The 13,659-nt window shown below is 64.7% G+C and carries 3 protein-coding genes; all 3 read right to left on the minus strand.

Going from position 1 to position 13,659, the window contains the following annotated elements; translation table 11 throughout:
- Positions 1-6,776: amino acid adenylation domain-containing protein (locus tag AB4Y92_RS24605; protein ID WP_441822014.1), on the minus strand; the 6,776-nt coding region annotated here is incomplete at its 3' end.
- Between the two features lie 58 nt (positions 6,777-6,834).
- Positions 6,835-13,326, minus strand: a complete 6,492-nt coding sequence (locus AB4Y92_RS24610) for an amino acid adenylation domain-containing protein (protein ID WP_441822015.1) — start codon at positions 13,324-13,326, stop codon at positions 6,835-6,837.
- A gap of 23 nt (positions 13,327-13,349) precedes the next feature.
- Complete coding sequence (locus tag AB4Y92_RS24615; protein ID WP_441822016.1) at positions 13,350-13,616, minus strand: acyl carrier protein; 267 nt, start codon at positions 13,614-13,616, stop codon at positions 13,350-13,352.
- Positions 13,617-13,659: the final 43 nt, after the last annotated feature.

Genomic DNA, 13,659 nt, shown 5'->3' on the forward strand with positions numbered 1-13,659 from the left:
GCCGGATCGATCACTTGCACCGGAGCGCCGGACTGGCTGACGAAGCGGGTACGCAGGTTTTCGTGGCGGGCGACGATTCTGTTCAGGCTGTTCTGCAGCGCCGCCCGGTCGAGTTCGCCGCTCAGTTGCAAGGCCACCGGCATGTGATAGGCCGCACCGGCCGAGTGATCCAGCTGATCCAGGAACCACAGGCGTTGCTGCGCCCACGACAACGGCAAATCGGTATTGCGGTCTGCGATCGTGATCGGCGGCAGGGATGCACTCTGCGCACCCTGCACGCTCGCGGCCAACGCGGCCGGGGTGGGACGCGAGAATAAGTCGCGCAGCGGAATCTCCAGACCCAGCGATTGGCGCAGGCGCGAAGCCACCTGCACGGCCAACAAGGAATGCCCGCCGAGTTCGAAGAAATGGTCGTTTCGGCCGACTCGTTCGATGCTTAGCAGGTCCTGCCAGATGTCGGCGATGGCGGTTTCGATTTCGCCTTGCGGGGCTTCGTATTCGCGGCTCAGCACCGCGGCTTGATCCGGCGCCGGAAGGGCCTTGCGGTCCAGCTTTCCGTTCGGGGTCAGCGGCAATGCGTCCAGCGCGACGAAGGCGCTTGGGACCATGTACTCGGCCAGGTCTTTAGACAGCGCCTCGCGCAGCGCGGCTACCGACAGTTCAATACCCGGTTCCATCACCGCGTAGGTCACCAGGCGCTTATCGCCTTCGACGTCTTCGCGTGCGATCACCACCGCTTCGCGCACGCCTTCGCAGGCCACAAGACGCGCTTCGATCTCACCCAGTTCGATTCGGAACCCGCGAATCTTCACCTGGAAGTCGTTTCGCCCCAGGTACTCGATCGTGCCGTCCGACAGCCAACGACCCAGGTCGCCGGTTTTGTACATCCGCGCCTGCGGATCGGCACTGAACGGATCGCGCACGAACCGCTCCGCTGTCAGCTCAGGGCGATTCCAATAGCCACGCGCCACCTGCACGCCGCCCAGATGCAACTCACCCACGACGCCGACAGGCACTGGTTCACCGCGCGCATCCAGCACATACACCGGCGTGTTCGCGATTGGCCGGCCGATGACCGGACCACCCGTCGCTTCGCGGATACTGCCGATCGTCGCATCCACCGTGCACTCGGTCGGGCCGTACATGTTGTGGAAGTGGATGCGCTTCGAATTCCGCAGTTGATCCCACAGCTTCGGGCCGATGGGCTCGCCGCCCAGCAACACGCTGACCGGGCGATGCCCCTCCCCTTCCAACAGCCCTGCGGCCAACAAGCCTTCCAATTGCGAAGGCGTGCTGTCCAGCGCGTCGATCTTCTGCGCTTCGATGAAGTCCAACATCGCCGGGCCGATCGCGCGGATCGACTGCGGAATCGGTAGCACGCAGTGGCCCGACAGCAGTTGCAACAAGCCCTTCAGCGACATGTCGAACGCGTAAGCCGCGTTCAAGCCGATCCGCGAACCCGGGGCCACTTCGCGATGCGTGGTCGCCTGCATCGCCCGCCAGAAGTTCACCGGCGAACGATGCTCGATCATCACGCCCTTGGGCTGACCGGTCGAACCCGACGTATAGATCATGTAGGCCAGGTGGCTCGAGTTCAGCGCCACCGAAGGCGCCTGCTCCGACTCCTGCGCCAGCGCCGCATCTTCCAGCTCGACCACCGGCACCGACAGCGACAGCGAACCCAGCAACGATCGCACCTGAGCCTGCGTCACCAATGCCATCGGCTCGCTGTCGGCCAGCATGTAGCTCAAGCGATCCAGCGGATAGCTCGGGTCCAACGGAACGTAACCAGCCCCCGATTTCAGGATGCCGACCAGCCCGACCACCATCTCCACGCTGCGCTCGACGCAGATCGCCACTCGATCATCGGGTTTCACACCAAAACCGATCAGACGATGCGCGACCTGATTCGCCCGGCGGTCCAGCTCGGCATAACTCAGCGTCACATCTTCGTACGACACCGCTGGTGCATCCGGCGTCCGCGCGGCCTGGGCTTCGAACAGTTCCACCAGCGTCTGATCGTGCGGCTGCGCATCGACCGAATTGAACTCGCGCAGGACCGTCTCGCGCTCGGCTGCAGGCAGAATCGGCAGCGACTGCAGCGCGTGTGAACTTCCGTCCTCCAGCGCCGACAACAACGACGCCAACGCCTGCTCCATATACCGAACCAGTCGCTGCGGATCGATCCCCGCCACCGCCAGCGCGGTCAGGCCGAACGCCTCGCCCAGATCTTCCACCGACATCGTCAGCGGATAGTTGTTGCGCGTATCGCCGCCGATCAGACGCATGCCGCTCCAGGCCTGCATCGCCTGCGCACTGTCTTCCGGCGTCGCCGCATGGCCGTGACGGTAATTCAGCAGCGACGTGAACAGCGGCAGCGGCGCCTGCACGCCACTGCAACGCTGCGCCAGCGCCAGCGATGCCTGTTCGTGCTCCAGCAACTCGCTCAGCTGCGCATAGACCTGCGCAATCGATGCAGATGCGTCCTGCCCCAGCCCGATCCGGATCGGCAAGGTGTTCAGGAACATACCGACAACCTGATCGGCGCCTTCCGATCCTTGCAGACGGCCCGACAGCACCGTGCCGAATACGACGTCGTCCTCGCGGCCGCTGCACTGACCCAGCACCCGCGCCCAGGCGACGTGGAACAGCACCGCCGGGGTTACGCCGCGACGGCGCGATGCGTCGCGGATCGCGCGCGCCATCGCCATCGACAGCGGCAGGCGCGCTTCTTCGACCTGCTCGCCGTCGTTCTGAACGTTCAATATGCCGAACGGTGCGGTCGGCTCTTCCACCGTCGCCAGCTGGGCACGGAAAAAAGCCTCGTGCTCGTCGTCGGCCACCGTCTGCATCTGGGCGATGAAATGACGGTAGGCACGTGCCGGCGGCAGGGTTCCGCCGCTGAGCAGGGTCTGGATCTCCGACAGAATCAGGTCCATCGCCACGTGGTCGCAGACCAAGTGGTGGCGCAGCAAGGCCAGCAGCCATTCGCCGCTGGTGACGTCTTGCGCGATGTACCCGCGCAGGACCGGCGCCTGGCTCAAGTCCAGACGCATGCGACGCGGATCGGTTCGCTCCAGCAACTGCGGCAATGCTTCTTTCCGCGGATCGACCGCGATCGATTCGATGGGCAGCGGTGCTTCGCGGTGCACCACTTGCACCGGCCGCGGCAGGCCCTGCCAGCGCACCGAGCTGCGCAGGATGTCGTGACGCGCGATGACTTGTTGCAACGCGGTCAGGAACAGGTCGAGACGATCGTAGCTGTCGAACGCGACCACCGAGCGCATCAGATAAGCGTCGCCTTCGCGGTCCTGTTCCAACAGGTGATGGAACAGGATGCCTTCCTGCAACGGCGCCAGTGGGTAGATGTCCTGGATGTTGGCCACACCGCCGGGCACCGATTCGACGATGCCGTCGATCTCGTTCTGGTTCAGCGTGACCAGCGGCAGCAGGTCTGGGGTGAGGTGCGTCGTCTGCGCAGTGATCGGGTTCGCCGCCGCTTCGGCCGCGGCCGCAATCGGTTCGCCGGCCAGTTGTTCGGCCAGCGCTCGCAGCATTGGGGTGGTGAACACGGCCCGCACGTCAGTCGCGTAGCCGCGCTGACGCAGGCGTTCGATCAAGCCGATCACCAACAAGGAGTGACCGCCCAGCTCGAAGAAGTGGTCGTTGCGGCCGACCCGGTCCAGCCCCAGCAGGTCTTGCCAGACTTCAGCGATGGCGATTTCGATGTCGCCTTGCGGGGCTTCAAAGGCCCGGCTCAGGACAGCGCCATGATCCGGTGCAGGCAAAGCTTTGCGGTCCAGCTTGCCGTTCGGGGTCTGCGGCAGTGAGTCCAGCGCGACGAAGGCGCTTGGGACCATGTACTCGGCCAAGTCCTTCGACAGCGCGTCGCGCAAGGAAGCTACCGACAACTCGACGCCGGGCTCCATGACCGCGTAGGCGACCAGGCGCTTGTCGCCCTCGACGTCTTCGCGTGCGATCACCACCGCTTCGCGCACGCCGGCGCAGGCGACCAATCGGGCTTCGATCTCGCCCAGTTCGATTCGGAACCCGCGAATCTTCACCTGGAAGTCGTTGCGGCCCAGGTACTCGATCGTGCCGTCCGACAGCCAGCGGCCGAGGTCGCCGGTCTTGTACATCCGCGCTTGCGGGTCGGCACTGAACGGATCGCGCACGAACCGCTCGGCCGTCAGCTCAGGGCGATTCCAATAACCCCGCGCCACCTGCACGCCGCCCAGATGCAACTCGCCCACGACGCCGACAGGCACTGGTTCGCCGCGCGCATCCAGCACATACACCGGCGTGTTCGCGATCGGCCGGCCGATGACCGGCCCGCCCGTCGCTTCGCGGATGCTGCCGATGGTCGCATCCACCGTGCACTCGGTCGGACCATACATGTTGTGGAAGTGGATTCGCTTGGAATCTCGCAGCTGCGCCCACAGCTTCGGGCCAATGGGCTCGCCGCCCAGCAACACGCTGACGGGACGATAGCCCTCGCCTTCCAACAGGCCCGCGGCCAACAAACCATCCAATTGCGACGGCGTGCTGTCCAGCGCGTCGATCTTCTGCGCTTCGATGAAGTCCAACATCGCCGGGCCGCTTGCGCGGATCGCCTGCGGGATCGGCAGCACGCAATGGCCCGACAGCAGCTGCAGCAATCCTTTCAGCGACATATCGAACGCGTAAGCCGCATTCAGGCCGATCCGCGAACCCGGGGCCACTTCGCGATGCGTGGTCGCCTGCATCGCCCGCCAGAAGTTCACCGGCGAACGGTGCTCGATCATCACGCCCTTGGGCAGGCCGGTCGAACCGGACGTGTAGATCATGTAGGCCAGGTGGGCCGAGTTCAGAGCAACCGAAGGCGCTTGCTCCGGTTCCTGCGCCAACGTCGCGTCTTCCAGCTCGACCACCGGAACCGACAGCGAACCCAACAACGGCCGCATCGACGCCTGCGTCACCAAGGCCATCGGCTCGCTATCGGTCAGCATGTAACTCAAGCGATCCAGCGGATAGCTCGGGTCCAGCGGTACGTAACCAGCCCCTGATTTCAGGATACCGACCAGCCCAACCACCATCTCCACGCTTCGCTCAACGCAGATCGCCACCCGATCATCGGGCTTCACGCCCAAACCGATCAGACGATGTGCGACCTGATTAGCGCGCCGGTCCAGCTCGGCATAACTCAGCGTCACACCTTCGTACGATACCGCCGGCGCATCCGGAGTCCGCGCAACCTGCGCGGCGAACAGTTCCACCAGCGTCTGATCATGCGCGTCCGAACGAACAGCATTGAAATCGACCAGCACACGCCGACGCTCTTCCGCCGATATCAACGGCAACCCGCTGAGCGCCTGCCCCTCGTCCTTGCACATCGCGCCCAGCAGATTGAACCACTGCCCCACCATGCGCTCGACGGTATCGCGGTCGAACAGATCGCTGGCGTATTCCAACTCACCCGCAAGCTCCTCACCGGCGTCGCTGAGCAACAGTCGCAGGTCGAAGTGCGCGGTGCGATGGTCGGGGTCGATCTGACTCAACTCCAGCCCGGGCAGCGACAGACTGGCGCCCCGCGGAGTGTTGTCCAAGGTCAGCATGACCTGGAACAACGGGCTGTAGCTCATGCTGCGTTCCGGCTGCAAGGCTTCGACTACTTGATCGAAAGGCAGTTCCTGATGCGCGTACGCCGACAGCGCCGTGCGCTTGATCTGTTCGACCAACTGCGCCGCGCTCGGATCGTCTTCTAGCCTGATCCGCAACGCCAGCGTGTTGACGAAGCAACCGACCAACGCCTCGACCTGCGACGGCTGTCGATTCGCCACCGGACTGCCCACCACCAGATCGGCTTGCCCGCTCAGTCGCGACAGCAATGCCGACCAGCCGGTCAGCAAGGTCATATACATCGTCGCGCTATGGCGCTGGGAGAAGGATCGCAACGCCTCGGTCAGCGCGTCGGGCAGACGCACCGGCACGCGGTCGCCGAGATAGCTCTGCGAAGGCGGCCGGGGGCGATCGCTGGGCAGCTCCAGCAGCGCCGGCGCGCCCTGCAAGTGATTGCGCCAGAACTCGATGCGCTTGCTCAGCTCATCGCCGTGCAGCCATTGACGCTGCCACGCCGCATAGTCGGCGTATTGGATCGGCAACGGCGGTAGCGGATCGGGGCGGCCTTGATGAAACGCGCTATAGAGCTCGCTGAACTCGCCGATCAGCACGCCGATCGACCAACCGTCGGAGACGATGTGATGCTGGGTCACCAGCAGCACATGCTCGCGCTCGGCGAGCTTCAACAATCGGCCGCGAATCAATGGGCCGTTGGCGAGGTCGAACGGCTTACTCGCTTCCTCGGCGCCGATCGCTTCGACCTGCGCCTGGTGCTGATCTGCTTCGATCGAACTCAGATCGTGATGGGTCAGCGGCAAGCCGACGCCTTCCCCGCGAATCTCCAGCCTGGCCGACTCGCCCGACTTGACGAACACCGTGCGCAGGTTCTCGTGCCGCGCGACGATACGATCCATCGCGGCCTGAAGCGCGGCGACATCAATTGCGCCGCTCAACCGAAGCGCCACCGGCATGTGATACGCCGAGCCCGCGGCCTGATCGAACTGATTGAGGAACCACAGGCGCTGCTGCGACCACGACAGCGGAAGCTCTCCGTTGCGGTCGACTTTGGGAATCGAAGCGCCGCCGAGCTGCGCACTGGGCTTGGCCGACTTGGCCAGCCTGCGGCGCAGCAGCTCCAGTTTCATCAGTTCGATATCGGACGATGTTTCTTGAGACATGACATCCCTATCAGGTGATTCGTAAAAACGGAGGGGTGTTAACAGACTCGATCGCTGCTCAGCCGTCTTCTTCCTCTAGCAGGGCGCGCAATTCTTCTTCCGACAGGCCATCGAACTCGTCGGAATGCAGCGCCACGTCTTCCTGCGAGTAACGCTCGACAGAAGCGACCAGCACGGTTCGTGCCAACGCGGTGAGCTGCGGCGACTTGAACAGATCGGACAGCGGGATATCCACGTCTAGTCGTTGGCGCAGGCGCGAGGCGACTTGCACGGCTAACAGCGAATGTCCGCCGAGTTCGAAGAAGTGATCGTTTCGGCCGACTCGTTCGATACTCAGCAGGTCTTGCCAGATCTCGGCAATGGCGGCTTCGATCTCGCCTTGCGGGGCTTCGTACGCGCGGCTTAGCACTGCGCCTTGATCCGGTGCCGGAAGGGCCTTGCGGTCCAGCTTGCCGTTCGGGGTCAGCGGTAGCGACTCCAGCGCAACGAAGGCGCTCGGGATCATGTACTCGGCCAAGTCCTTCGACAGCGATTCGCGCAGCGCGGCGACCGACAGTTCGACGCCGGGCTCCATGACCGCGTAGGCCACCAGGCGCTTGTCGCCCTCGACGTCTTCGCGTGCGATCACCACCGCTTCGCGCACGCCGGCGCAGGCGACCAATCGGGCTTCGATCTCGCCCAGTTCGATTCGGAACCCACGGATCTTTACCTGGAAGTCGTTGCGGCCCAGGTACTCGATCGTGCCGTCGGCCAGCCAGCGACCCAGGTCGCCGGTCTTGTACATCCGCGCTTGCGGGTCGGCGCTGAACGGGTCGCGGACAAACCGCTCTGCCGTCAGTTCCGGACGATTCCAATAGCCGCGCGCCACCTGCACGCCGGCAATAAACAGTTCACCCGCGACACCCACCGGCACCGGCTCACCGCGCGCATCCAGCACATACATCTGCGTATTCGCTACCGGACGCCCGATCGGCACTGCGCGTCGCTGTGACGGCTCGGCGCAGTTCCAATACGTCACCTCGATCGCGGCCTCGGTCGGGCCATACAGGTTGTGCAGTTCTACCCCGGGCAACGCGGTAAATACTTGTTGCTGCAGGCTGTAAGGCAACGCTTCGCCGCTGCAGAACAGCTGTTTCAGGCCTTTGCAGCGATCAGCATCGGCTCGATCGACAAACACCTGCAGCATCGACGGCACGAAATGCGCCACCGTGATGCCGGCGCTTTCAATCAGATCGACCAGATAATCCGGGTCCTGATGGCCCAACGGCTTGGCCAACACCAAGGTCGCGCCCGACAGCAGCGGTTGGAAGAACTCCCACACCGACACGTCGAAGCCGAACGGCGTCTTCTGCAATACCCGGTCCGAAGCGTTCCACGGGAACTGCCGAAGCCCCCAGTCCAGACGATTCATTACCGCGTGATGCTCATTCATCACGCCCTTGGGCTGACCGGTCGAACCCGAGGTGTAGATCACGTAGGCCAGATGCAGCGGCGTCAGCCCGAGCGACTCAGGCTCGGGATCGTGTTCGTTCTGCTCAACCAACGACGCATCAGCGTCCAACGCGATACGCGGCAGCACAGCATCTTCCGGCAACAATGCGCGAGTAGCCGCATGCATTAACACCGCCGTCGGCGCGCAGTCTTCCAGCATGTAGGCCAGACGATCGCGCGGGTAGCTGGGGTCCAACGGCACGTAAGCGCCGCCGGCCTTCAGCGTGCCGAGCAGGCCGATCACCATCTCAAGGCTGCGCTCGACGCAGATGGCGACTCGTTCATCGGGCTTCACACCGAGTCCGATCAGCCGGTGCGCCAGACGATTGGCGCGCCGATTGAGTTCGCTATAACTCAGACGCTCACCTTCGAACTCCAGCGCGACCGCTTCCGGCGTGGCGCGAGCCTGAGCCTCGAACGCGCGATGGATCAGTTCGATACGACGCGGCGCGGCGGTCGCATTGAACGCCTCCACCACCCGCTCGCGCTCCCCGGCCGGCAGCCACGGCAGCGCATCGACCGTGGACGATTCCTCGGCCAAATGCTGCAGAAGCACGCTCAGGCTTGCGACATAGCGCTCGATCGTCGAGCGATCGAACAAATCGGTCGTATAGGACAGCTCACCGAAGATTTCATCGCCGTTGTCTTCGAGCGACAGTTCCAGGTCGAAGTGCGTGGTCTGCTGGCCGCTGTCGAGCTGCGACAGACTCAGGCCATGCAGTTGCAGGCCGCCGCCGTCGGGAGTGTTGTTCAAGCTCAGCAGCGCCTGGAACAACGGGCTGTGACTCATGCTGCGCACGGGCTGCGCGGCTTCGACTACCTGTTCGAACGGAAGGTCCTGATGCTCATAAGCGGCCAGCGTCGTCGCCTTCACCCGCGACAACAGATCCGCCACGCTCGGCGCGCCTTGCAAATCCACTCGCAGCGCCAAGGTATTGACGAAGAAGCCGATCAGCGGTTCGAGTTCGCTGCGCTGGCGGTTCGCGACCGGGCTGCCGACCACGACATCGGATTGACCGCTCAAGCGCGACAGCAGTACCGACCAGCCGGCCAACAAGGTCATGAAGACGGTCGTGCCGTGACGTTGCGACAAGCTGCGCAGTTGCGCGCTCAACTCGCTCGACAGACGGACCGGCACGCGGTCGCCCGCATAGCTTTGCACCGCCGGCCGCGGCCGGTCGGTCGGCAGTTCCAGCACCGCCGGCGCGCCGCGAAGTTGCTCGCGCCAGTACGTCGTTTGTTGCTGCAGCGTGTCGCTCTGCAACCAACCGCGTTGCCATGCAGCGTAGTCGGCGTACTGGACCGGCAGCGGCGGCAGCGGGTCGGGCTGACCCTGACGGAACGCGTCGTACAACGCGCTGACTTCCTTTACTAATACGCCGATCGACCAGCCGTCGGAGACGATGTGATGCTGGGTCACCAACAACACATGTTCGTGCTCGCTAAGACGCAGCAGGCGGCCTCGGATCAACGGGCCCTCGGCCAGATCGAACTGGGCGCGGGCCTCTTCTCGGCTTTGCGTGGCTACAGCGGCGGCTTTCGCATCGACGGCGAGACCGGTCAAATCTTGATCGACCAGAACGAAGCCGGTATCGGCCGAATCGATGACTTGGACCGGGGCGCCGGACTGACTGACAAAGCGGGTTCGCAGATTTTCGTGGCGCGCGATGATGCGATCCAGGCTCTTCTGCAGCGCCGGGCGATCCAACTCACCGCTCAGTCGCAAGGCCACCGGCATGTGATACGCCGCGCCGGCCGAGTGGTCGAGCTGATCCAGAAACCACAAGCGTTGCTGCGCCCACGACAGCGGCAGCGCGGCATGCCGGTCAGCCAGCGCGATGGGCGGTAGCGATGCGCTTTGCGCGCCCCGCAGGCTCGCCGCAAGCATTGCCGGCGTCGGACGCGAGAACAGATCCCGCAGCGGAATGTCCAGTCGCAGCGACTGCCGCAGGCGCGAGGCGACCTGCGCCGCCAGCAAAGAATGTCCGCCGAGTTCGAAGAAGTGATCGTGGCGGCCGACCCGCTCAAGGCCCAGCAGATCTTGCCAGACCGCGGCGATGGCGCTTTCGATTTCGCCTTGCGGCGCTTCGTATTCGCGGCTCAGCACCGCTGCTCGATCCGGCGCGGGCAACGCCTTGCGATCCAGCTTTCCGTTCGGCGTCAACGGCAGCGATTCCAGCGCCACGAAGGCGCTCGGAATCATGTACTCGGCCAAGTCCTTCGACAGCGATTCGCGCAGCGACGCCACCGACCACTCGGCGCCGGCTTCCATCACCGCATAGGCCACCAGACGCTTATCGCCCTCGGCGTCTTCGCGCGCGATCACCGCCGCTTCGCGCACACCGTCGCAGGCAGCCAGCCGGGCTTCGATTTCGCCCAACTCGACGCGGAAGCCACGGATCTTCACCTGGAAATCGTTACGCCCCAGGTACTCGATCGTCCCGTCGGCCAACCACCGCCCCAGGTCGCCGGTCTTGTACATCCGCGCCAGCGGATCGGCGCTGAACGGATCGCGCACGAACCGCTCCGCTGTCAGTTCCGGACGATTCCAGTACCCGCGCGTAACCTGCACGCCGGCAATGAACAACTCACCGGCGACGCCAACGGGCACCGGCTCGCCGCGCGCATCCAGCACATATATGCGGGTATTCGCCACCGGGCCGCCGATCGGAACCTCGCGATCCAAACGCGCCGTCGTCCTGTCGAGCCGTACGGCAGTGGCATAGACCGTGGTCTCGGTCGGTCCGTAAGTGTTGAGCACGGGGCATGGCGTCGCCGTCAGCCACGCATCGAGGAAGCGTCGCTCCACCTTCTCGCCGCCGACCACGACCAGACGCAACGATGGCGCCTGCTCCACGGCACCGTCGCGCAATTGCATCGCCCAGCGATGCCAGAACGCGGTCGGCACATCGACGATTCCGACATCGTGCCTGCGCAGGAAGCCGACGAAGTCCGCATCCGGCGCGATCAGATCGTCCGGGCGCAACACTACAGTCGCACCGGCCGACAGCGCGGGAAATATCTCGACCACGGAACTGTCGAACGAGTACGAAGCGAACTGCAGCATGCGTTCGCCTGGCCCGAGGCCGCAGTTGCGCACATGCGTCGCCATCTGCGCGGTCAGACTGAGGTGCTCGACCACCACGCCTTTCGGCCGGCCGGTCGAACCGGAGGTGTAGATAAGGTAAGCCGCGTCGTTCCCGCTCAGTCCGGCCGGGCGCGGATTGTGATCGTCGCCGTCCGCTGCGATGCCCGCGTCGTCCAGCCACAAAACATTCGTCGCATCCGGATCGGGCAGACGATCGCGCAACGACAACGTGCTCAGCACTCGCTGCGGCGCGCTGTCCTGAAGCATGTGGCTCAGGCGTTCGGGCGGATAAGCCGGGTCCATGGGCACGTAAGCCGCACCGGCCTTCAGAGTTCCCAGCAGCGCGGCGATCAACGACGGCCCGCGCTCCAGGAAAATCCCCACCCGATCGCCGACGCCCACGCCCGCGGCGATCAGCCGATGCGCGATGCGGTTGGCGTCCCGATTCAAGTCCGCGTAGGAAATCGTTCGATCGCCGCACACCAACGCGGGTTGCTGCGCAAGTGCGGCGGCCTGCGCCTCGAAGGCCCGATGCGCCAGCGGCTCGGCCGGCAACGGCGCCTGGGTCGCGTTGAAATCGTGCAGCAGCTGGTGGCGCTGCGCCTGGTCGAGCAAGTCGAGCTCGGCGACCCGTTGGCCGTCATCGGCGGCCAGGCTCTCCAGCAGGCGCAGCCAGCAACCCGCCAGACGTTCGACCGTGGCGCGATCGAACAGCGCCGGGTCGAACCTGAAATCGCATCGCAGCCCTTGTTCCAGCTCGATCGCTTCCAGCACCAGCGGCAGCGACTCGCCGCCGCTGCGGCCCGCCGGATACGCGCTTAGCGCCGCGCCGCCCCATGCGATGCCTTCGCCCGCGCCCTGTTCACTCCACAAGCCGCGCAGACCGGCGCCGTGGCGCGCGTGCTGGAACACGAACATGGTCTGGAACAGGGAAATCTCCGCGCCGCCGCGGCTGGCGCGCAGATCTTCGACCACGCACTGATACGGGTAGTCCTGATAACGCACCGCTTTCAGCGCTGAATTTCGGGTTTCGCGCAACACTTGCGCCACGCGTTTTTCCGCGGAAAAAATGGTCTTGATCACCACCGGATTGACGAAGTCGCCGACCACCCGATCCCACTGCGCCAGGCTGCGGCCCGGCATCGGCGAACCCACGGCGATCTCGTCCTGGCCGGTGATGCGATGCAGGAACATCTGATACGCCGCCAACAGGCAGGTGTACAAGGTCGAGGCGTGACGCCGCGCTAAGCCGCTGACAGCGTCGCTCAAGCCGGCGGGCACCGACACAGACACCACCTGGGTTCCCTGGCCCGAATCGGCGCACGCGCGATCGGTCGGAAGCTGCAGCAACGTTCCTTCATCGGCGATCGCCTGGCGCCAGTAATCCCTCTGCGTGGCTGCCTCATCGCCGCGCAGCCACTGCTCCTGCCAGCGCACGTAGTGCCCGTAATCGTGAACCGGCGCGGCCGGATCGAAACCGTCCGCATCGGCCAGCAGCGCGCCGAGTTCTTCCAGCAGCAGCCAATACGACCAGCCGTCCACCGCGATGTGATCGAAGGCAAGCATCAGCACCTGCTCGTCCGGACCACACGTGTACAAGCCAGCGCGAAACGGCGGCTCGCTGTCTAGCCGGTACGGCCGCGCGCCATCGCGTTCCACCTGCCGCGCCAGTTCGTCCTCGTCCCAGCCGCTGGCGTCGGCGCAGCGCAGTTCCACTTCGGCGGTATCGCAAAAATGCTGCTCGGCGATTCCATCGCTCTCGCGGATGCGCACGCGCAGCATCGCGTGGCGAATCGCCAAATGGCGTAAGGCCCTTTGCAGGGCGTCGCTGCTAAAGTGCCCGCGCACCCGAGCCGAGAACACATTGTTGTGATCGCTTTGACGCGCCGGCGCCATGCGGTACGTCAGCCAGCGGCCGCGCTGCGCCGCCGACAGCGGCAGCCACAGCTCCGCTTTTGCTTCCAGGTTCATCCTGAACGCCTCAGTTCGCCAATTTATGCCGTCGTCGCAGCGGATTCTTCGGCGCGCTCGCCGAACTGGCTATCGAGATATCCGGCCAACTCGCGGATATTCGGATAATCGAACAACCACTCCAGTTCGATCTCTACTCCAAGGTCGTCCTGCAAGGCGCGGGTCAACCGCAGCCCCATCAGCGAATCCACGCCCTGCTCGGCGAACGATTGTTCTACCGATATCTGCGCAGACTCGATCTGCATCACGTCCGCCATCGCATTCCTGAGCCACTGCTCGCGATTACTCATCCCTGCCCCCGTACTGTTCCAACACGCCTGCCGACGCGCGGGC

It is taken from the genome of Lysobacter sp. TAB13, from assembly GCF_052113885.1.
Lineage (GTDB): Bacteria > Pseudomonadota > Gammaproteobacteria > Xanthomonadales > Xanthomonadaceae > Lysobacter > Lysobacter gummosus.

Coding starts and splice junctions, on each gene's coding strand:
- AB4Y92_RS24610 (WP_441822015.1), bottom strand. CDS start 13,326: ATGAACCTGGAAGCAAAAGCGGAGCTGTGGCTGCCGCTGTCGGCGGCG.
- AB4Y92_RS24615 (WP_441822016.1), bottom strand. CDS start 13,616: ATGAGTAATCGCGAGCAGTGGCTCAGGAATGCGATGGCGGACGTGATG.